The 23,142-nt window shown below is 37.4% G+C and carries 18 protein-coding genes; 14 read left to right on the top strand and 4 right to left on the bottom strand.

Annotated features, from left to right (window positions below; translation table 11 throughout):
* Positions 1-64 precede the first annotated feature (64 nt).
* The 11 genes from WG932_RS29580 (at position 65) to WG932_RS29630 (ending at position 11,656) form a co-directional block, all read left to right on the top strand.
* Positions 65-1,309, top strand: a complete 1,245-nt coding sequence (locus WG932_RS29580; protein ID WP_483088747.1) for an ABC transporter permease — start codon at positions 65-67, stop codon at positions 1,307-1,309.
* Positions 1,310-1,320: 11 nt separating this feature from the next.
* Positions 1,321-3,012 (top strand): GMC oxidoreductase, encoded by a 1,692-nt coding sequence (locus WG932_RS29585; protein WP_483086280.1) that lies wholly within the window; start codon positions 1,321-1,323, stop codon positions 3,010-3,012.
* Positions 3,013-3,147: 135 nt separating this feature from the next.
* Positions 3,148-4,737, top strand: a complete 1,590-nt coding sequence (locus WG932_RS29590; protein WP_483086281.1) for a sulfatase family protein — start codon at positions 3,148-3,150, stop codon at positions 4,735-4,737.
* Positions 4,738-5,393: 656 nt separating this feature from the next.
* Positions 5,394-6,701: a tetratricopeptide repeat protein gene (locus tag WG932_RS29595; RefSeq protein ID WP_483086282.1), complete on the top strand. Its 1,308-nt coding sequence runs from the start codon at positions 5,394-5,396 to the stop codon at positions 6,699-6,701.
* Positions 6,701-7,192: a helix-turn-helix domain-containing protein gene (locus WG932_RS29600; protein ID WP_483086283.1), complete on the top strand. Its 492-nt coding sequence runs from the start codon at positions 6,701-6,703 to the stop codon at positions 7,190-7,192. Before WG932_RS29595 ends, WG932_RS29600 begins: the two co-directional genes overlap by 1 nt.
* A gap of 98 nt (positions 7,193-7,290) precedes the next feature.
* Complete coding sequence (locus WG932_RS29605) at positions 7,291-7,935, top strand: CatB-related O-acetyltransferase (RefSeq protein ID WP_483086284.1); 645 nt, start codon at positions 7,291-7,293, stop codon at positions 7,933-7,935.
* A 335-nt stretch (positions 7,936-8,270) separates the two neighbouring features.
* A complete protein-coding gene (locus tag WG932_RS29610) occupies positions 8,271-8,699 on the top strand; it encodes a carboxypeptidase-like regulatory domain-containing protein (RefSeq protein WP_483086285.1) in 429 nt (142 codons plus the stop codon).
* Positions 8,660-10,021 (top strand): TonB-dependent receptor plug domain-containing protein, encoded by a 1,362-nt coding sequence (locus WG932_RS29615; protein ID WP_483086286.1) that lies wholly within the window; start codon positions 8,660-8,662, stop codon positions 10,019-10,021. The genes WG932_RS29610 and WG932_RS29615 overlap by 40 nt, the downstream gene beginning before the upstream one ends.
* Before the next feature lie 38 nt (positions 10,022-10,059).
* Positions 10,060-10,674: a hypothetical protein gene (locus WG932_RS29620; protein WP_483086287.1), complete on the top strand. Its 615-nt coding sequence runs from the start codon at positions 10,060-10,062 to the stop codon at positions 10,672-10,674.
* A gap of 26 nt (positions 10,675-10,700) precedes the next feature.
* A complete protein-coding gene (locus WG932_RS29625; protein ID WP_483086288.1) occupies positions 10,701-11,219 on the top strand; it encodes a DUF4249 family protein in 519 nt (172 codons plus the stop codon).
* A 56-nt stretch (positions 11,220-11,275) separates the two neighbouring features.
* A complete protein-coding gene (locus WG932_RS29630; protein WP_483086289.1) occupies positions 11,276-11,656 on the top strand; it encodes a hypothetical protein in 381 nt (126 codons plus the stop codon).
* A 328-nt stretch (positions 11,657-11,984) separates the two neighbouring features.
* Here the strand turns inward: WG932_RS29630 and WG932_RS29635 are convergent, their stop codons facing one another.
* Complete coding sequence (locus tag WG932_RS29635; RefSeq protein WP_483086290.1) at positions 11,985-12,557, bottom strand: response regulator; 573 nt, start codon at positions 12,555-12,557, stop codon at positions 11,985-11,987.
* 552 nt (positions 12,558-13,109) lie between these two features.
* Between WG932_RS29635 and WG932_RS29640 the strand changes: the two genes are divergently transcribed.
* Both WG932_RS29640 and WG932_RS29645 read left to right on the top strand, forming a co-directional pair.
* Positions 13,110-16,895 (top strand): hypothetical protein, encoded by a 3,786-nt coding sequence (locus tag WG932_RS29640; protein WP_483086291.1) that lies wholly within the window; start codon positions 13,110-13,112, stop codon positions 16,893-16,895.
* An 89-nt stretch (positions 16,896-16,984) separates the two neighbouring features.
* A complete protein-coding gene (locus WG932_RS29645) occupies positions 16,985-17,611 on the top strand; it encodes a T9SS type A sorting domain-containing protein (RefSeq protein WP_483086292.1) in 627 nt (208 codons plus the stop codon).
* 638 nt (positions 17,612-18,249) lie between these two features.
* On the opposite strand, the gene WG932_RS29650 is transcribed toward WG932_RS29645, so the two are convergent.
* The gene (locus tag WG932_RS29650) at positions 18,250-19,674 is read right to left on the bottom strand and encodes a hypothetical protein (protein WP_483086293.1); all 1,425 of its coding nucleotides are present in this window, start codon (positions 19,672-19,674) and stop codon (positions 18,250-18,252) included.
* A gap of 535 nt (positions 19,675-20,209) precedes the next feature.
* Between WG932_RS29650 and WG932_RS29655 the strand changes: the two genes are divergently transcribed.
* Complete coding sequence (locus tag WG932_RS29655; protein ID WP_483086294.1) at positions 20,210-20,437, top strand: hypothetical protein; 228 nt, start codon at positions 20,210-20,212, stop codon at positions 20,435-20,437.
* A gap of 274 nt (positions 20,438-20,711) precedes the next feature.
* On the opposite strand, the gene WG932_RS29660 is transcribed toward WG932_RS29655, so the two are convergent.
* Together WG932_RS29660 and WG932_RS29665 are read right to left on the bottom strand one after the other, a co-directional pair.
* Complete coding sequence (locus WG932_RS29660) at positions 20,712-22,271, bottom strand: tetratricopeptide repeat-containing sensor histidine kinase (RefSeq protein ID WP_483086295.1); 1,560 nt, start codon at positions 22,269-22,271, stop codon at positions 20,712-20,714.
* Between the two features lie 2 nt (positions 22,272-22,273).
* The gene (locus tag WG932_RS29665; RefSeq protein ID WP_483086296.1) at positions 22,274-22,627 is read right to left on the bottom strand and encodes a tetratricopeptide repeat protein; all 354 of its coding nucleotides are present in this window, start codon (positions 22,625-22,627) and stop codon (positions 22,274-22,276) included.
* Positions 22,628-23,142: the final 515 nt, after the last annotated feature.

Below are 23,142 nucleotides of genomic sequence, written 5' to 3' on the forward strand. Positions count from 1 at the left end.
TTATAGTTAATATTAATGTCAAAGAGGGGGATAAAATTTATTATTGCCCACATACGGACAATCCATGAATCTGCTCGAAAATATAAGAGAAGCATTTAGATCGGTAAAATCTAACTTACTGAGAACCATTTTAACAGGTTTGATCATTGCCATTGGTATCACCTCATTGGTAGGGATGCTCACTGCCATTGATGCCATGAAGGCCCAAATAGAGGAAAGCCTATCCGGATTTGGGGCCAATAATTTTGATGTTAGGAGTAAGGGTTTTTCTGGAGGCAGGGCAAGATCATCGGGAATTGCACCCAAAAATTATCCCAACATTACCTATAGGGAGGCTACCGAATTTAAGGAGAGGTACAATGAGAGAGGTGTATCCTCAATTACTACTTTTGTATCAGGTTCTGCTGAAGTAAAGAAAGGATCAAAGAAAACCAATCCCAACAGTCGGATAATTGGGGGCGACGATAATTATTTTTTAATCAAAGGAGTGGCGATAGAAAAGGGTAGGAATTTCAGTAATGTAGAGTTATCCTATGGCAATAATGTCTGTGTGATAGGAGCTGAAATTCAACAGACACTATTTGACGATACAGAAGATCCAATTAATCAATACATCTCATTTTATGGAAGGCGATATACCATTGTTGGAATCATGGAAAAGCAAGGAGGGGTTGGAGGTGATTCGGGAGCAGATAGGGCCATTATAATTCCTATTCTTAATGCCAGAAACCTGGATAGCAGAGGGAGTTTTCGCTATACCATTACCATCGCAGGACAGGATCCTTTGAGGTTACAATATGAAATGGGGCAAGCCACAGGTATCATGCGGTCCATAAGAGAAGATGGTGTTGGCATGGAAGATTCATTTGAGGTGGTCAAATCTCAGACTTTAGGGGAAAGCCTTGAAGAAATTGCCGGATACCTTAGAATTGGAGGTTTTGGAATAGGTTTTATTACTTTGCTGGGCGCATCTATTGGATTAATGAATATCATGCTTGTCTCTGTTACTGAAAGAACTCGTGAAATTGGGATTAGAAAAGCTATGGGTGCCACCCCGCTTCGAATTCGTCAACAATTTCTCATAGAAGCCATAGTGATTTGCGTAATGGGAGGAATTCTAGGAGTGATTATGGGTATTGGGATAGGCAATATTGTAGGCAATACGGTGGGGCCGGGTGGTTTTCTTGTTCCCTGGGTTTGGATTATTTTTTCCTTTATTGTTTGTATTGTGGTAGGTTTAGTTTCAGGGCTTATCCCTGCATACAAAGCCAGCAAGCTCGACCCTATAGAATCACTCCGTTACGAATAAATGATTTTAGAATGAATAACAATACGTTTGATGCCATTGTTATTGGCTCAGGAATTAGCGGCGGTTGGGCGGCTAAAGAATTATGTGAGAAAGGGCTTAAAACCCTTGTGCTGGAAAGAGGAAGAAACGTAAGACACAAGGAAGATTACCCAACCATGCATACTCCTCCTTGGGAATTTCCCTTGCGGGGTCAATTGTCACTAAAGGTTAAACAAGAGAATCCCATTGTTTCCAGGTGTTATGCTTTTAAAGATGATGCAGATCATTTTTTTGTAAAAGATAATGAGCATCCCTACATTCAAGACAAGCCATTTGACTGGATCCGTGGATACCAAGTTGGGGGGAAATCATTACTTTGGGCCAGGCAGGTTCAAAGATGGAGTAAATATGATTTTGAGGGCCCGGGAAGAGATGGCTTTGCCGTAGACTGGCCCATACGGTACGAAGACATAGCTCCTTGGTACAGTTATGTGGAGCATTTTATAGGGGTAAGTGGCAATAAAGATGGATTGGATACTTTGCCTGATGGGGAATTTTTGCCTGCTTGGGAAATGAATAAGGTGGAAAAAACAATTCAGGAAAAAGTAAATGCAGCCTATTCTGATAGAAAATTTATCATAGGTAGGTGTGCACACCTCACAAAGCCGGCACCTCATCACCAAGGTCAAGGTAGAGGCCAATGCATGGCAAGAAGTTTGTGTCAAAGAGGTTGCCCTTTCGGAGCCTATTTTAGCTCAAATTCTTCTACTTTGCCAGCGGCAGAGGCCACCGGAAACCTCAGCATAAAACCCCATTCTGTGGTTCATTCTATCATTTATGACGATGCCAAAGCCAAGGCTACCGGCGTTAGGGTAATAAATGCTGAAACCATGGAGACTACTGAGTATTATGCCAAGGTGATTTTTGTAAATGCTTCAGCATTAAATTCCAACCTTATTTTGCTGAATTCAAAATCCAAACGGTTTCCCAATGGTTTGGGGAATGACAATGGACTCCTTGGGACGCATATTGCCTTCCATAATTACCGGGGAACACTTTCTGCAAAAATGGACGGATTCATGGAGGATTATTACTACGGTCGAAGGCCCACAGCCATCATGATGCCCAATTTTAGAAATGTAAAGCAGCAAGAAATGGATTTCTTAAGGGGATATATGACCTTTTATTCTGCCGGAAGAGGGGGTTGGGGTGGCGCAAGAAATGCAGACTTCGGTCCCGGCTTTAAAGAGGCCAATTCTGAAGCAATGCCTTGGAGAGTTTTTATGATGATGCAGGGAGAAACGATTCCAAAGGCTGAAAACAGAGTGTATTTGGATGAAAAGTTAAAAGATAAATGGGGTATACCTCAACTAAGAGTGGACGTGGGATATGACGAAAATGATGATTTGTCCCTTAAGGATTTTTTGAATCAAGGGGCCGAAATGCTTGAAAAGGCAGGCTGTAAGGATATCAAGCAAAATGACAGTGGACAGGCGCCGGGGCTGGATATACATGAAATGGGAGGTGTCAGAATGGGAAAAGATCCCGAAACTTCCTTATTGGGTAAGTACCATCAAATGCATGCCTGCCCTAATGTCTATGTTACTGATGGGGCTTCCATGACCTCCACAGGAACCCAAAACCCAAGCCTAACTTATATGGCTTTTACAGCCAGGGCGGTGGACCATGCGGTCAAAGCGCTAAAAGAAAAAGATTTATTGTAAATGTTCGGTTGGTCAAAAATGGCCGATAGTATTATTTGATGGAAATCTGATAATTTATGATTTACAAAAAATTAAATTTATTTAGTTAACTTACGGTTTAATTTTCTTTTTAACTAGCCTAATAAATAAAAAAATATGAAAAGAATACTGCTACTAAGCTTATTTCTGGCCGTAGGTGCAGGCTTTATGGCTTGTAATCCGGAAGAAACGAAGGAAGAAACAAGACCAAATATTATCTTTATCATGAGTGATGACCATGCCTATCAAGCCATCAGTGCTTATGGCCATGGATTGAATGAAACGCCAAACATCGATAGGATAGCTAATGAGGGAGCCATATTTCATAGAGCTACAGTAACCAACTCAATATGTGCTCCCAGTAGGGCTGTAATGTTGACTGGAAAGCATAGCTTTATAAATGGCAAAGTTGATAATATCCAGCCATTTGATTGGAATCAGGATAATTTCCCTAAGTTACTTCAAGCCAATGGTTACCAAACAGCCATGATTGGAAAAATACATATGGATGGTCTTCCACAAGGGTTTGACTTTTCCATGGTACTTCCGGGGCAAGGGCATTATTATAACCCTGATTTCCTAATCAATGGCGAGAAAAAACGCATAGAGGGCTATTGTACAGATATTATTACCGATGCCGCTTTAAACTGGTTAAAAAATGATAGAAAGGAAGATGAACCATTTTTATTACTTTACCATCAAAAAGCACCACATAGAAACTGGAAGCCTGCACAGAAATATTTGACTTTATATGATGATGTAACCTTTGACCCTCCGGCAAATTTCTTTGATGATTACGAAGGTAGAGGAACAGCGGCCAAGACGCAAGAAATGGAGATTGATGGCCATGCGCGATGGGGCCATGATTTCAAGTTTCAATTTGACCCTACCAATGGAGATACCACTTGGTTGGTAAATCAGTTGAAGCGATTGAATCCGGAACAGTTAGCAGACTGGCTGGCAGCTTATGAACCTAAAAACAAAGCCATGCGTGAGGCAAATCTCAGTGGAAAGGAATTGGCCTTGTGGAAATACAACCGATATATTAAGGATTACCTTAGGACAATCAAATCTGTTGATGATGGAGTTGGTGAATTATTGGATTACCTAAAAGAGACCGGATTGGATGAAAATACTATTGTGGTGTATACTTCTGATCAGGGTTTTTACTTGGGTGAGCATGGCTGGTTTGACAAGAGATTTATGTATGAAGAATCTTTTAGAACACCCTTGTTAATGAAATACCCCAAGGAAATTAAAGCAGGAAGTAGTTTTGATCAATTGGTGCAAAACCTTGATTTTGCCCCTACCTTTTTAGATTATGCCGGAGTAGACATACCTGAGGAAATCCAGGGTGAATCTTTTAGAGATGTGGTCTCGGGAAAAACAGATGAGTTTAGAGATGCTGTTTATTATACTTACTATGAATACCCCGCTGAACACATGGTGAAGAGGCATTATGGGGTGTCTACCAAACGTTATAAACTTATTCATTTTTACTATGATATTGATGAATGGGAATTGTATGACCTTGAAAAAGATCCTATGGAAATGCAAAGTGTGTATGATAACCCTGCTTATGCGGATGTTCAGAAAATGATGCATGAAAAATTAGAAGAAGTTAGAAATAAATATGGAGATAGTGATGAATTAAACAAGCATTATTTGGATGCTTATTTGGAGCATCGTGCCAAAAGAAACAGGTAATTTATGGAGTAAATTCTTCTTGTAACTAATTCAAAGTAAACCCTGTGAAAACCGAAATTGAAAAGGTATGGAACATTTGTTTCATACCTTTTTTAGTACCAAAAGGAAGGTGTTTATCCTTTTTAAAGGTAAAACTTAAGACAATTTTTTGGCACCATGTAGTGAATTGAAAATAAATCAAAATCTTCCATAAATAAAGTTCGGAATTATAGCACCGAACGAAAGACATTTTTACTTTCTCATTTTTGAAGCATTAACAAGTAATGCAACTAACAAATGAAAAAGTTCAAAATTATTCTTATCAGCATTTTTATGGCTATCCTTTTCCTTTCAGATTTGCTAATTTCCCAGGCCAATTGGGAGCCGTTAAAGAAAAGCTCTTCCTCAGGGTTTATTAAGATTGAAGCTCATACAATCTTTTATTTCAATAAGATCAGTTTCCCGAAACTTCTACACTAGTCAATTGGCTTTGTTATCACCAACCTATTTCTTTATCTACCTAATAAAATGCTGTAACGAGCCTTAAAATGAAGTTTTTAGTGCAAATTATTTTAGTTGGGGCTTTTAAAACATTTTTTTATAAAAATTTAATTTGCATATTTAGCTTTGAAAAAAATATTGTTTGTAAAATAATCTTTTTGTTAAGCTAGAGCACTATGGGTGAAATTCCTGAAAAGGTAATCATACAAGACAAATCTATTGTTGTGTTGCCATTTGTTAACATGAGCAACGATCAAGAGAATGAATATTTCAGTGATGGTATTACGGAAGAAATTATTAATGCCTTAACCAAGGTGGAAGGGCTCAAGGTGATTGCCAGAACCTCATCTTTTGCTTTCAAAGGCAAGAATTTGGATGTAAGAGAAATAGGTCAGAAACTAGGAGTAGCCAATATACTGGAGGGAAGTGTTCGGAAGGTTGCAAACCGTGTCCGCATTACTGCGCAGCTAATTAATGCCAAAAATGGAGTACATTATTGGTCCAAGAATTTTGATCGTCAAATTCAGGATATTTTTGCTTTGCAGGATGAAATCAGCTTGTTAATTGCTGACCAAATCCGAGAAAATTTTGGACATTTAGATATTCAAGATCATTTGATTCAAGCTTCAACACGTAGTGTTTCTGCTTATGAACATTTTTTAAAGGGTCGTTATCACCAACTTCAATGGACTGCAGCCTCTTTAAAACAAGCCATTGTGCAATACGATGCAGCCATTGCAAAGGATCCCGAATTTGCCCGAGCCTATTATGGGAATTTACAGTGTTATGGCTTATTAGTGATTTGGGGCTTTATTCCTGCCGAAGAAGGAATGGGGAAAGCAATAGAAAATTTTATAATTGCCAAGGAACTCGATACTGAACTTCCCGAATACCCCATGTCTTTTGTAGGCCGAAGCTTGTGGAAGGAATGGGATTTTAAGGAGGGGTATGAATACATTCAGCAAACCTTGGCCATGAATCCCAAACATACCGATGCATTGGAGGCCATGGCTGAATTATTTATAGCCACAGGCTATTTTGATCAAGCCGAATTATTTGTGAAGAAAGCCTTGGAAGTGGATCCTTTGTCCCCTAATCACCACTTTACCATGGCCAATATTTTTTATTTAAAGCAAGCTTTTGATATTGCTTTGCAACATATTGAGAAAGCATTGCGGATCAATCCCCAATTTGACCACGCCTTAAGATTAAAAGTGAATATACTTATTTTACTGGGTAAAGAGAAAGAGGTGGAGGCATTGGCTGAAAAATTTGAGGAAAGTGAATTGATAAAACTGCTAGACGCAATTTTCAATAAGAGAATAGCCCGAATTCCTAATGAGTACTTGGATGAGTGGAAGAACTTAGGAGGCGAAATAGGTGAAATTATGCCCTATAAATTGTTTATCCTAGCCAATAGTAATTGCCTTGACCACGCTTTTAAAGTGTTAAAAGGGGTGTTGAATTGCGTAGAGGGCAATTAATGAATTATAGATTCGAACCCTTTTTACAAGGCTTGAAAGAAATTGAAGGATTTGAAAGCTTACATCAGGCCAACTTTAGTTTGACTGGTAATGAAGCGTGGTTTGCTAAGGATAAGCCATCTCAAATACTGGATGAAAAGGAGGCGGATTTGTTGAAGGAAAAGTTAATTAGGTATTTTGAAAAGGAAAAACCGTTCTTAGACCCACAATTGAACTTAAATGCTCTTGGGAGTAAACTGGAACTTCATCCTAACAAATTGTCTTATTTAATAAATGATAAACTACAAGCTAATTTCAATGAATATGTAAACAATTACCGTTTAAACTATTTTAAAAAAATTGCGATCAATCCGCGTTTTAATCACCTAACACTGCTAGCCTTGGCTTATGATAGTGGTTTTAATTCCAAAACCGTTTTCAACTCTTTCTTTAAAGCAAAAGAAGGTGTCACACCAAGTGTATGGTTAAAAAAGGCCAAAATGGAAAAGTAACTAGCTCGGAAACAAAAGGTATCACATTATAATTTAGAACGCATATGCAAATGTAATGGCTCATTTTTGTTCTGAATTATTAATTTAACTATTGTACCATGAGAACGAACCCATTACCCGGCCCGGATAAAAATGAATCCTTTCCTTTATTGAATCATAACAAATTGTGTTTCTTGAAGAATATCATCACCAACCCCAATATAGAAGTGGGGGATTTTACCTATTATGATGATTTAGAGGATGTTTACAATTTTGAGAAAAACGTCAAGTACCATTTTGATTTTATAGGTGACAAATTAATAATAGGTAAATTTTGCATGATCGCCTCAGGTGTTTCTTTTATTATGAATGGAGGGAATCACCTCAGTACTTCTATTTCAGCCTATCCCTTTGCGATATTTGGACATGGCTGGGAAAAAGCCATGAAAGGAAAAAGTTACCCCTATAAAGGAGATACTATGGTTGGCAATGACGTTTGGTTAGGTCATGAGGTAACCGTTATGCCTGGGGTTAAAATCGGTGATGGGGCCATTATTGCTAGCCATTCAGTTGTTACTGCTGATGTTCCACCCTATGCAGTTGTTGGCGGAAATCCAGCTAAACTAATTCGAAAAAGGTTTTCTGAGGATAATATTAGTCGATTACTCGATTTAAAATGGTGGAACTGGTCCATTCAAAAAATTACGGACCATGCACATCTAATAACAGGTGATGATATAGAAGAATTCTTAAAACAGGTTTGACTCAATACTTTTAAAGCATTCGTACAGTTAAGAACGGTCTGTTTATTTATCTTAAACTTAGTGAATTAGCTAAACTTCCATTGTTATCAGGAAAATAAATAAAAAACAAAACATTGGTCACGTTAAGCTTCGGGTAAAACTCTCGAAGCTTTTTTTGTGCGATACATTAGCAGTATAAAAAGTGAGGCAGCTAAGATGATTTTTGAAGTGATTTTTTACACAGCAAAGAGGTTCAGAATTATAAATTAGAACGATAGCAGGACCCTTGTCTACTACTTTTGAACCATCAATTTTATTCAAAAGTAGAATATGTGTCAACCTTTAACTCATTAAAAATGAAATCTTTAGTAATAGGAGGTCTATTCTTCCTTTCTATCCTCCCCGGATTTGCGCAAAGCAATTCCTTTACCATAAGCGGCTATCTCACAGATGAGGTCAATGGGGAAATGCTTATAGGTTCTACCGTGAGAGTAGAACAAATCAATAATGGAACAGTGTCCAATGTGTATGGATTCTACTCCATTACCTTGGAAGAAGGAATCTATGATCTGCATTTTAGCTTTGTAGGTTATTCAGAGGTTCATAAACAAGTAAAGCTTGACAAGGATCTTAGATTGGATATTTCGTTGGCTTTGGCTGATACCGAGTTAGAGACAGTGGTGATCCAAAGTGAAAGGATGGATGAAAATGTGTCATCCGTGGAAATGAGCACAGCACAACGAAAATGGACATTAAAACCATCGAGAAAATGCCGGCATTTGTAGGGGAGGTGGATGTTTTAAAAAGTATACAGCTTCTTCCCGGTGTAAGTTCGGTAGGGGAGGGCACCTCCGGTTTTAATGTACGGGGAGGTACAGTGGGTCAAAACCTAGTTTTATTGGACGAAGCCCCTGTTTACCAGTCTTCTCATTTGTTTGGTTTTTTCTCTGTTTTCAACCCGGATGCGGTCAAGGATGTCAAACTTTATAAAGGAGGGATCCCAACCCGCTTTGGAGGCAGGTTATCCTCTGTTCTTGACATAAGGATGAAAGAGGGGAATAACCAGAATTATGATGTAGCCGGTGGAATAGGAACAGTATTTAGCAGACTGTCTTTAGAAGGACCTATCAAAAAAGGAAAATCCTCATTTATACTTGCCGGACGTCGCTCTTATGCAGATGTATTGGCACGACCATTTACAGACGCATTGGACAATGGAGCGGGCATGTACTTTTACGATCTTACCGCAAAAACCAATTTTGAACTAAATGAAAAGAACAAACTCTTTGTTTCAGGTTATTTGGGTAGAGATGTATTTAATTTTGATGAATCTCAAGGCTTTAATTGGGGAAATAAAACTGCCACAATTCGATGGAATCATCTTTATGGAAGCAAATTGTTTTCCAACTTCTCAGCCTTTTATAGCGACTACAATTATGGTTTTAGCTTTGGAACAAATGAAAGCGACAAGTTTGACTGGCGGGCAGCTATTTCTACTTGGAATTTCAAGCCTGAATTTACTTGGTTTGCCAACCCTTCTCATGAACTTACCTTTGGAGGAGAATTAATTGCTTATCGATTTCGACCCGCAGATGCGTCAATTGTAAATAATGGAGAACTTTCCAATATCAGTTTGGATCATAGGAAAGCAGTTGAGGGAGCTTTGTATGTAAGTAGTGAGCAAAAATTTGGAGATAAGGTAGTGGCGCAATATGGCCTTCGATTCAGTTATTTCAATCATTTTGGAGATAAGACTTATACCTATGGAGATACCTTGCCGGGCATAGAACGGCCTTTGATAGGGGTTACAGAAAATGGATCCTGGAATTCGGTGGCCCAATACAATAATCTGGAACCCAGAATTTCAATTAAATATTCACTGAATGAATCCAGTTCCTTGAAGGGAAGTTATAATCGGATGAGCCAGTATCTACACCAAATTTCAAATACAACTGCCTCATTACCCATTGATATTTGGCAACCGTCCGACAATAATATTTTGCCTCAAACAGGGAATCAGGGAGCTTTAGGTTTTTTAAAAACTTTTTTGGCGATCGGTTTGAAACCAGCGCTGAAATCTATTATAAATGGAACCAAAACCAAATAGATTATATCGATGGTGCCGAATTATTTATCAATGAATTTATGGCTTCTCAATTACTTTCTGGTAAGGGGAGGGCATATGGGTTAGAATTATATGCCAAGAAAAATCAAGGCAGGTTTACCGGTTGGATAAGTTATACTTTGGGTAAAACTGAATTGAAAGTGGATGGAATAAATTATGGCGACAATGAATTGACAAGAGAGGGGAATTGGTATCCTACAAGGTATGACCAACGCCATAATCTAAAACTAGCAGGGTTTTATGAACTTAATAAAAGGGTGACTTTATCAGCAAATTTCAGTTACCTGTCCGGTACGCCCACCACCTTTCCGACAGATCGGATCATTGTTCAAGGCAAGGTGATTCCATATATCGATGGAAGTGATAGAAATAACTATCGGATTCCTAATTTTCACCGATTGGACATTGCTTTGACAATTGACAATGTATGGAGAGGAAAGAAACAGAGGAAAGGTACGGATAACCTTGTTGTCTCGGTTTACAATCTTTACGGCAGGAAAAATCCCTTCAGCATTTATTTTTCACAAGGGTCATCCTCCAGACCACAAGTGGGCGAACCATTAGCTACCTCTGCTCATCAAATGTCTCTCATAGGTTCTTTAATACCTTCTGTAACCTATAATTTTAAATTTTAATTTTAGACAAATTAATACCTAATACCATGAAAAAGTTAATCGTTTTCTTTTTGGCCTGTCTTAATTTCGCATGTGATACTGAAATCAACCCTACCCTTAATCCTGCGGCAGAAGTGATGGTTGTGGATGCTTGGTTAAATGATAAAAATGAAACCCAGAAAATATTTTTGACAATATCGCAACCTTATTTTGATCAATCCCTGCCTGAGAAGGTAGAGGATGCAAATGTAAGTGTCATAGATCTTTCTTCAGGAGAAGCAATTACATTTATTGAAAAAGATGCCAACTATGTTTGGGAACCGGGTGATGAAGGGTTTTTGGAAGTTGGTCACCAATATCAGCTACGCATTGAAGTGGAAGGTGTAACTTATAGTGCCAATGCGCGTTTAGGGCCTGTACCTGAGGTTGATTCCGTGCAGTTTACTTATAATCCGAAAGATATTAATTTCAAGGAACCTTATTTTACTGCAGAGTTTTTGGCCAATGATATCCCCGGGCAGGAGATGCCTACTGGATCAAGGCTTGGAAAAATGGTGTATACTTAAGCAAGCCTTCTGAAATCAATATCGCCTATGATGCAGGTTTTTCTTCCAATCAAACTATGGATGGAGTGCTTTTTAATCAGATCATTCGTAAAGATTTCGTGAATCCATGGGATAAAAATCCCGATAATGAAAACGTTTTATTGCCCCCATACGTGGTAGGAGACTCCTTGTATTTGGAGATTCATTCCATAGACCCGATGGCATTTGAGTTTTTGTCCGGAGTAATATTACAAACCAATAGACCCGGTGGTTTTTCGGAATTATTTGCGACTCCTTTGGCAAATGTTATCAGTAATATTCACACTGTATCGGGAGAGTCTCCGACAAGGGTTCAGGGGTTCTTTAATGTATCGGCTGTCACAAGTGGAGGGGGAGTTAACTGCTGCTATCGCAGAGGCTGCCATGAACCCAGATGGAAATTAATGTTTCTTAACTGATGAAATTAATTCCGGGCATCAGCTTTATAATAGGGTCAAAGCAATTGCCCGGAATTTTATTTTATTGGGTTTTTAGTTGAGAAAATAGAATTCGATAATGACTAATTCTTATAACCTAATCTTGCATAAAGCAGTTTTTTGCTGTCACCATTTTTAGGTATTGGTAATTGAAAAAAGCTATCCACGCCATTTCCCATGTTATTATTAATTTTAGGAAGCAGTATATGATTGTTTTTTATTTTATGCACCATATTTAAGTTGAATACATGTTTTCTATTTAGCCTATAAAAATTTTTTAATAGAAATAAATTGTTTTGATAGAAGTTCTTTAATCCGGGAGATATAAAATCAATGCTTTTTTACTAGAGACAGTAAAGGCTCGTATGATTTTATCGTCAGCTTCCAAAAGGATTAAGTCATTTACCGGGATTGCGGTTATTTCATTAAAGCCGGTGGTGACCATTAATTTACTCTGAGTGCCATTGCTAGATTGTGTATTTATGTGCCCGCTATTTTTTCTTTGAGATTGGTAAATCAAGGCCAGTTCAATTTTTTCAGCCAATATATCGGGGTTAAAAGGTTTATGGATAAAATCAAAGGGGCATAAAAACTTGGCTTGATCAAATCCTATTTGTTTAGGTAGGCCCGATAAGAAAATGATAGGGATACAGACCTGCTGATTGATAAAATGTGCTAGTCTAATTCCCGCATCTTTGTCCTCTCCTAGTGAGATGTCAAGCAATACCAAATCCGGAGAGGAGGTGTAAGTCAAAGAAACGGCTTCAGAATAACTGCTTGCTGGGCCAATTATTTCGGAAATTTCTGTTGGAAACCTAGTGTTGATTTCAAATTTTAGGTCTTCTGAAATAAAAGGGTCATCTTCTACAATAAGTACTTTCATATAGGTTTGAAGTTTGGTGGGTGTCTCCAATCAAAATAAAATAGCTCCAATTTTTAATGTTATATATTTTTGAGTAGAAAAATACTCAATAATTATTTCTGACTTATAATAGTTGCAACCTAATGGTAGTATTTTTTTTATCAACCTGTGTATATTTCAAATAATTTACAGAAAATTTCTTAATAAACTAAGCGAAAGGATTGATTTTATATGTGTGGTAATTAGGGTGTTTGTTTAGTTGCTTTATATATAATAGAAATATATATTATTGTTAACGTAAACGAAAATTAGTTATTATCATATTTTTAATTTTTCATATAAATATAACTATTGTTCAGATGATTTTTATAGGAGTTTTTGTGCGGATTAAAAAATGTGTAATACATTAATTAAATAATGAAATAGGTTTTAATAGGTGTGAAGCATTTTTTGTGGTTTTTGCTTTATGCCTTTATACGCTACTTTCACGTGTCCATTCTCCAGTTTCACGAAAGTAATTTACAGATATAGTAAAACTCATTTACATTTAATTAGAACCTAAATTAAATCACTATGGAAAATAAGTTTTACTGTATTTGTTTAATGCTATATATACTTGGGGGCTTACCTAATGTCTTTTCCCAAGTAATATTTGAAGATGATTTTGAGAGTGGCGCACTGAAAACGGAATGGACAGCAATTCCGGGTGCTGACAATGCGGTGGTTGGGATAGAAAATCAAATTCAAGGACGGAATGCTTTTTATCAAGGAAGCAACGGGTTAGTCATGGGTAAGACTAGCTCGGAAGGAGGGTTAGTTACCAACAGATTAGATCTTAAATTAGACCTAAGTGCCTATTCTCAAGTGGAAATGGATTTCTACCTGAATAATTATTTCGATGAGACCCATCCTCAGGACGGAATTTATCTTAGTGATAATGATGGGGCGACCTTTACCAAAGTTATGGACTTTGATGGAGACAATTGGCAAAGTGATGTTTACAGCAAATTGCCTCCTTTAGATATTGACAGGCTGGCGAGTCATTACGGATTAACACTTTCGACTACGTTTATCATCAGGTTTCAACAATATGATGACTCCTACTTTGGGGCTTATTCCAGCAGTTCACGAGATGGAATCTTTATAGATGACGTTGAGGTTCGCGTACCTGACCAAACATATATTTCTACTTTCCCTTATTCTACAGGTTTTGAGGGGAGTATTGAGCTTCCTTCAGGTTGGAAACAGGCCAATCCTACATTTCCCTATATTAACTCTGCAGAAGCTAACTCTACTGGGTTGGTAAGTGGAGCTTCTACCGTCAGATTGGAAGGGATTGCTGCGGCGGGTTCTACTGTTTCAGCCAGAAATGCATCTAGGGAAGGATCCAACGGATTGATATTGGGAAAAAGAGTAGGTGGTGAACTTGGAGCCGTTGCTGTGGACCTTCACCTTGATTTAAGTAATACTCCGGATATTGAATTGTCTTTTTGGATGAATAATTATTATGAAAATACCCATCCCCTCGACGGGATTTTCTTTAGTGATGATGCAGGAGTAACCTTTACCAAAGTTATGGATTTTGATGGGGACAATTGGGCAAGTGCAAGTTGGAGTCAGCTGCCTCCTCTGGATATTGACAGGTTGGCCAGTCATTATGGATTGACACTTTCCTCTTCATTTATTGTAAGATTCCAACAATATGACAATTCCTACTTTGGAGCTTATTCTAGCAGTTCACGAGATGGTATTTTTATAGATGATGTTGAAGTTCGTGTACCTGACCAAACCTATATTTCCACTTTTCCATATTCGACCGGTTTTGAAGATGGTTCTAAGCTTCCATCTGGCTGGAAGCAAGCCAACCCTTCATTTCCCTATATTAACCCTGTAGAAGCTAACTCTACCGGGTTGGTAAATGGAGTTTCTACTGTAAGGTTAGAAGGGGTTGCTGCGGTTGGTTCTACTATTTCAGCCATAAAGGCATCTCGGGAAGGATCCAACGGATTGATATTGGGAAAAAGAGTAGGTGGTGAACTTGGCGCCGTTGCTGTGGACCTTCACCTTGATTTAAGTAATACTCCGGATATTGAATTGTCTTTTTGGATGAATAATTATTATGAAAATACACATCCCATCGATGGGATCTTCTTTAGTGATGATGCAGGAGTAACCTTTACCAAAGTTATGGATTTTGATGGGGATAAATGGGCAAATGCAAGCTGGAGTCAACTGCCTCCTCTGGATATTGACAGGCTGGCCAGTCATTATGGATTGACACTTTCCTCTTCATTTATTGTAAGATTCCAACAATATGACAATTCCTACTTTGGAGCTTATTCTAGCAGTTCACGAGATGGTATTTTTATAGATGATGTTGAAGTTCGTGTACCTGACCAAACCTATATTTCCACTTTTCCATATTCGACCGGTTTTGAAGATGGTTCTAAGCTTCCATCTGGCTGGAAGCAGGCCAACCCTTCATTTCCCTATATTAACCCTGTAGAATCTAACTCTACCGGGTTGGTAAATGGAGTTTCTACTGTAAGGTTAGAAGGGGTTGCTGCGGTTGGTTCTACTATTTCAGCCACAAAGGCATCTCGGGAAGGGTCTAACGGATTGATATTGGGAAAAAGAGTAGGTGGTGAACTTGGCGCCGTTGCTGTGGATCTTCACCTGGACCTAAGTAATACTCCGGATATTGAATTGTCTTTTTGGATGAATAACTATTTTGAAAATACGCATCCCATCGATGGGATCTTCTTTAGTGATGATGCTGGGGTAACCTTTACCAAAGTTATGGATTTTGATGGGGATAAATGGGCAAATGCAAGCTGGAGTCAACTGCCTCCTCTGGATATTGACAGGCTGGCCAGTCATTATGGATTGACACTTTCCTCTTCATTTATTGTCAGATTTCAACAATATGACAATTCCTACTTTGGAGCTTATTCCAGCAGTTCACGCGATGGTATTTTTATAGATGACGTTGAAGTTAGGGTTCCTGACCAGACTTTTATAAATAAATTTCCTTACACCGAAGGGTTTGAAGAAGGTACTCAATTGCCAAAGGGATGGGCCTATAGTAACCCTACGTTTCCCTATGTTAATCCCAAGTCAGATAATTCAACAGGAATGGTTGATAATAAATCTGCCGTTCGATTAGAAGGAGCAGTTGGTGTTGCAAGTAAATATGAATCACTTTCTGTCAGTAAAACAGGGCAGAATGGGCTGTATTTAGGTAAAAGCGCATCAGGAGAATTGGGAATCGTAAGTGCTGATTTAAAGCTTAATTTAAAAGATGCGCAAAATGTAATTCTTAAATTTGATGTTTTCAGTAGTTTTGAAGAGCTGAGTCCCCAAAATGGTATTTATTTAAGTGTGGATGAAGGTTTAACCTTTACCAAAATTCAAGATTTCACCCTTATTTCCAATATATGGGAATCGATGGAAGTGGATATTTCAACCTTGGCAGACGAGAAAAAATTAGTGCTTTCAGAGAAAACAGTGGTTCGTTTTCAACAATATGGAAGCAACCCCATTTATACTTATTCGTATTCTAGAGACGGCATTTTCCTTGATGACATAGAAATAACTACTAAAAGCAGAATAAATCAAGTCATGTCCTTTTCCCCCTTGCCTGACATGCAATTTGGAGATGCTCCTTTTGATTTAGTGGCCACAGCAGACTCTGAGCTCCCGGTTCAATTTACAGTAGTTAGTGGTCCTGCCACGATTACTGGGAAGCAGTTGACCATTACAGGCGCAGGATCTGTAACAGTAAAGGTTGAACAGCCCGGTAATTATGAATACCAGGCAGCAGAGCCCATTGAGCATTCTTTCGAAGTAGAGAAAGCCAATCAGGAAATCACTTTTGGCTCCATCTCCAAGAAAACTTACGGCGATGAACCATTTACAGTGGCAGCCACCGCTGACTCTGAACTACCGGTTACCATTTCTCTGGTAGGTGGTCCCGGAACCATTAGCGGAAGTAAAGTTACCATTACAGGTGCCGGAACGATTACTGTGAAAGCTACCCAGGCAGGAAATGACAATTACAATGCTACTTCTGAAGAGAAGGAGATTACTGTTGAAAAGGCAGGGCAGACCATCACCTTTGCCAATTTGCCTGATAAAACTTACGGGGACCAGCCAGTTAATCTTTCTGCCTCCTCAAGTTCCGGATTACCGGTAACCCTAAAAGTGAAAAGTGGTCCCGGAAAAATCTCCGGAACAAAGCTGACTATTGAGGGAGCGGGAGCTATAGTCATTACTGCCAGTCAACCCGGAAATGACAATTACAAAACTGCTAGTGAGGTGAACCGCACCCAGACCGTTAAGAAAAATCTCAAACCTTAGATTTTACTGCGATTGAAGACAAAGCCTATGGCGCAGCCTCCTTTGATCTAATTGCAAGCAGTAGCGCTAATCTGGAACCTAGCTTTACCGTGCTCAGCGGGCCGGCAACTGTAAGTGGTAAGACTGTTAGCCTCACGGGGGCAGGGAAAGTAATCATTGAAGCCAGTCAAAGTGGTAATGACAATTATGCTGCCGCTGAAGAGAAAACCAATAGTTTTTGCGTTGCGCCACCTGTTCCTGAAATAGAAATCATTGGTTCTGAATTTTCTCCCGAGCTGGTACTTAAAGTAAAAAATGCACCTATAGGGAGTACTTATCAATGGAAACTAGACGGTTCGGATATTTCAGGAGCTGATCAAGATGAAATTAACTTATCTGAAGGCGGAGCTTATTCGGTAATGGTTACAGTAGATGATTGTAGCAGTATTTCCGAGGAACAAACCTTGACAGATTTAGAAGAAAGACCAGGTGCTAAAGGGTTGGTAAAACTGTTCCCTAATCCGGCCAAAAATAGCTTCTCCATCGATGGGCTTACCATAGGAGAAACCTACGAATTGACCATTAATGATGTCAATGGTAAAAGCCGAGTAACGTTGGAATACCAACATAAGGAAAACAATTTCATTGACTTATCCGGCTTTAATTCGGGCGTCTACCTGATAGAAATCCAAGGATACAGGGTTTTTGTTGTCCGAAGGCTTATTATAAACCACTAAAATAAAAGGAGAGCGATTTATGTATCGCTCTCCTATACCTCCATTCAAAATTAAAAATACTTCGCCATGAAATTGATTAATAAGCTATTGTATTTTACTTCTTTACTACTATTGGTTAGCCTTTTTTCCTGTAAGGATGATGATGACCCAAAGCCAGAACCTCCAAAGGAAAAACCAAGACAGAACTACTAACCCAAAACTGGAATTTAATTAAACTTACGGCCAATGGTTCTGACCAACCTACGGATGGCTACACGATTAGGTTTACGGCTTCCAACAGCTATACTGCAAGAGGTGCTTTACTTTCGGTACAAGAAACCGGGACATGGGCTTTTAATTCCTCCGAATCGGAGGTATTACTGAATGGTGGCCCCGATAAATTCCTAATCAATACCCTAACTGCCTCAAAAATGATCCTAACTATTAATCAGACCAACTACAAAGCAGGAGCTGTGGAGTTGAAGATGGAGTTTGGGTTGGAATAGGATTAGTCTTAACTAATTTCAATATCCAAGGTAATGTGGTATAATGGGTAAACATATATTTGTCCTTAATACCACATTTTTCACCTCTTAATTTAGTTCGATTAGTTTGATTGAGTAATAAACATTTATATTTTAATTATTAAAATACTCTATTTATTTGTAGATGGCTAAAATCTCATCAGAATGTTTGTTGTCACCTAGTATTTTCGTTCTAATTTTGTCAAATTGTTCATATTTGATATAGAATTCTCTGCAAGTCGTATGAATATGTTTATTATTTGAATGTAGGATTGCTGTTTTATATAATTTATAAACGTCTTCTGGCCCAATATTAGGGTTTTTTGATAATTTATTTTCTTTTACCATTCCCATTTCGAAGTAAATACAGCCAAATACTTCTGCATACTCAGATTTAAACCAGAATATTTGAATTTTATTAAATATTTTGGTAAGAAATTTCTCATATTCTTCTGATGAAAATAAATTTTTGTATCCTAAAAGTATTACAGCTGCTATATATTCGAAAAATATAATTCTACCGGGTTTATTTTCATCGAGATTCTCATTTATGACTCTATTTTCTCTGGAGAGATTCCATTTACTGACTAATTGATGAATGATTGAACCTTTTTTGTGATCCATAGGGTTCTCTCGATTCATTTTTAGCTTAGTTTCTTCATAACTTCTACCTAAAGCAAGAGAAAGTGTGGATATCACATGGTGGTCAACATATTTTGTATATTTCTTATAATAGTAAACTACAGATAAACAGAGATTAACTTCCAATAATCGAAAATTGTTATTTAATAACTTGCTGAAAATATTTATTGACCTTCTGTCGTCTTTTCTTAGGGAAAGCCGAATTGCAGTTGTCCATAAAAATATATTTTTAATAGGTTCCAGGAATTCAACATGAAATGAATTAAGATTAAAGGTTATTGGTCCATGAGTATTTGACTCCCAGAAATAGCAAATTTCAGGTTTTAAGGCATAGCTGGAAAGATGGATTTGGTTATTGTGGTCTAGCCTTCCCCAAATTACTAAATCAGCATGATAAGTTTTACCTATTTCCTTAGCATTTTTCCAACCAATTTTATCCTCATTAAGAGGGATTTGTTTGATAATTTCTAAATTCAACAGGGATTCTTTTTGAAGTAAGTTTAACTCATATTCTAATAAATCTACAACAATTTGGGTTGGTGAGTAGGGTTCCAAAAATGGCAATAGTATTACTTTTATTTTTTCAGAAGCGGAGAAATATTTTCGGATAAAGGAATTAAAACTTTCATATCCTACCAAAATAGATACTTGATCGAGAAATTCTATTGTTGGAAACTGGGGCTGCTTACCTGGTTTTATTTCTCGGAACTTACCTTTTCTCGCCCCATGCCAAAAATGGTAACATGCTCTATTGCTATCATTAGTAAATGGGTAGTCTTCTGGATTTTTGTCTGTTAATAGATAAATTAAAAAATCTCTACATTCCTGACTTACTTTGTCTTTTTCTCCTAACGGGACATATTTATTGGGATCATTCGTAAAACCGTAGCAGTTATTGGATTCATACTCATAATCCATGAATTGTACCACTTTTTCCTGGACCTTAGTAGCCAATTTGTAAAGAGGAATGAACAAGTAGTTTTCTTCCTCCCAATGCTTTATTAATAGCGGATTGTTTTCAATTAGGTTTCGGTAAGACATCTATCTTGTGTGTTTTTTTAAGTTTATTCCATTTAGTTTGATAAAAAATTTAATTAATAATTTCTATTCATAGGTTGAATATTTCTATACATGGACCGATACCAATTTATACATGGTTCATAAATTCTTATAAATGAAGGTCAAATTTCTATCCATCATCAACAATATTTTATTTTAAATAATTTAAAAGTTCAATACAAACAACTGTTAAAACTTATAAATCCTTGCATAATTGTGTTGAATTCTCTATATTTGTATACAAGCGATTCAAAAGGAGTCGTCTCAACGTGTTCAGGGAAACCTTATGAATCGTCTTGAAATGTAGCTACAGGGCATTGTGAAAAACCGGATCGCTTCCTCGGAATGGAGCAATGCCCTTTAAATAGAGAAGCTTAACCTAAACACTAAGGTTATGTCTACTATTAATTGGTTGTTAAAGCTTCTATTGTTAATTTCAATATTTACCTTTAGTAGCTGTAGTTTAATTGATGATGAAGATTTTGGCAAAATAGAGGATGCCAAAACTGAATCATCAGTGAGCGATGAGAATTTTGGTAATACAAAGGATGCCACAACTAAATCATCAGTTAGTGATGAGGATTTTGGCAAAAAAAGGAAACCAAAAAGGAGTCATCATTGAGAGATGAAGATACCCCTGGCAGGGGGAACTAAACATCTTGCTTTTGTTGAAAGAAGGTCTGATTATAATTAGGCCTTCTTTTTTATATTAGCATTACATTTATATATAATTGTGTTTACCTTTATCAAGGTAAGAAACAATTATAGCTTTCTGTATAAAATTTCGTGAACTACGTAAATTAATTCGTAAACCTATTGAAATTGTTCGTGAAATGGAAAAGATTCATCTTCATAGGAATGGGCATTTTTATTAATTATGGTTTTATTTTAGAAGCTTACTTCGGTAATACACTTTTGCCAATGGCTTTAAAAACCAATTGATACCTTGTCCCTCGATGTGCCTTGGTTTTAATATGTGCTTTAAGATCCAAAGCAAACCTTTCAATAAGGTGGCTACCTGTCCCTCTACTTGCACAAGGTTTTATACCTATGCCATTGTCTTGATAGTCAATGGTTATATTTTTTCCATTGATATAAATAGCAATTGTTATTTTAGGTTGACTAATTCCTTCAAAGGCATACTTTAAGCTATTGTAAATCCATTCTGTTAATATCATTGATATTGGAATTACTGAGGCTACAGGAAGGACAATTTCAGCTGACTGGATATACTCAATCTCCACAGCTCTATTTTCCTTGTCAAGCATATCTCTATGTTGTTGTAGCAGGCCATTTATGAATTCCTGTAAAGGGACTTCCTTCTCGTCTTGTATGTCTATACTGTACAAATATCTTTCTAAGGAGGAGGCAGAATACAAAAGCTGTGTGGACCTTAGCATTTCCTGTTGAGCGGCATTGTCCGGAACTCTTCTTGCGATTTCTTTAATAATGCTTTGTAAGCGCATGATGTTGTTTGCGGTACGGTGCCTCAATTCCGTTTGTTGGAGGCTAATGGTCTCGTTTTTGGCGCCAATAATTCGAGTGAGCTTTTTCTGTCGTTTTAGATTCCTAAAAACCCAAAATAGGAATAAGGTTAAAATGATTCCGAGTAGGGCAAGAAACAAACTGGTCTGTTGGAATTTACTACTCTGTAGTGCAAATAATTTAGCTTCCTGACTTATTTTCTGGTTCTCAAATTCCTTTTCTCGCAAAAGGTAGATATTGCTTATTTCTTCTACTTTTAGTTTTTCATCCTGAAACAGTTGGTTGTTCAAGGAGTCTAAGGTTTTGTAGGTAGCAAGTGCCTCCTTGTATTGATTTTTACGTTCCAATAGCTTAAACCGTAATTCAAGATTTTCCACCAAAAGAATCTTATCGGTAGTTTCCTTAAGAATAGTCTGCCCAGAGTCCAGGTGTAGGGATGCCATTTTTAGGTCTCGTTTTTTGAGCCAATATTCTGCTAAATTATTGTGGCTAATCGCCAAACCTTGGATGTCTTTGTTTAAATGATTGATATGGTAAGATTTTAAAATATAAGGGAAAGCTTCCTCAATCTTTTCTTGGTCCAAAAGAACGACACCTATATTATTATAGGTAGCAGATCTGTCTTTAGCTATGTTTTTTTGTGAGTTGATATCCAGCGCTACCAAACCTAGAACTGATTTAAAATAATAAAGGCTTGAATCTAAATGGTTGAAATGTTGGAAATTAACGCCCAGGTTGTTTAGCACATTGGCTATCTTTACGGTGTCTCCAAGGTCTTTATAAATATTCAAAGACTTATGCAACAGGTCAAGTGATTTTGGTTCATTTTGTGTATTTCGGTATAGGTTGCCCATGGAATTGTAAAGTGCAGCCTCTCGTACAAGGTCCGTTTGACCCAGAGCGAGGGCATCAAGTGCTTCCTGATAATTCTCAATAGCCAAACCATATAGACCTAAAAGTTGATAATTCAAGCCTATACTTCGTAAAAGGTGCTCGTGCGACGATGGTCCCCTTGTGCTCTTGTATAGATAAGCGCCTGCTCATAGTTAGTAATGCTATTCTGATATTGTCCTAAATGAAACAATACATAGCCTAAATCTCCAGCATATTGCCTTAGGTGAGTAGTATCTTGATTATCTACTTCTTTTAAAGCATTTTCAAGCAATACCTTTGCTTCTTCATAATTCCCCTCGTTTATGCTAGCGTCAATTATTTTGTCTATAGGAGACTGCCTTGCTTCACTGAGGCTAATATAAAAGAATAAAGTCCCAAAAAATAAAGCTATTAGGAATATATTCAAAGAGGGTGTATGCGAAGCACTTTTCATTTTAAAGGAAACTTATAAGGGTAAACAAGGGGCAATTGCTTTATCGAGTTTTATAAATATCTTTTATCTTTACCACAAATGCAATATATCCTTGTGTAAAACCTAATATTGAAGCATGTTAATTCACTTTTACGGTCTTCATGGTAGGTTTTACGTATTTATATAGGAGGTTCACGAGTTTTATTGTTTCAATTATATGCTGTTTCCTATCTTGTAACTGTTTAAAAATGGAGATAGACACTCCTGATTATTTAGATTTCCCAAATAAGGAAAAAGGACCTGGGTTTCCAGGTCCTATTGTTGAAAGGTATCCATTCTTTGATCAGTTGAAGGATACACAATTTTATTTGATGGTTAATAAAATTTTCCACGCCCAGCATCGTCTTCGTTTCTAATGCTGTTAAAGTAAGTTTGGTTCTGTGGAATTGCTGTTTTTTCACTTTCAGGATAGTCACGACTTCCTAGGGTTGAAAACAACAAGATTTCGAATAATAATTTGATAGTTGACATTTTTT

Source organism: Cyclobacterium sp. SOCE241 (assembly GCF_056867545.1).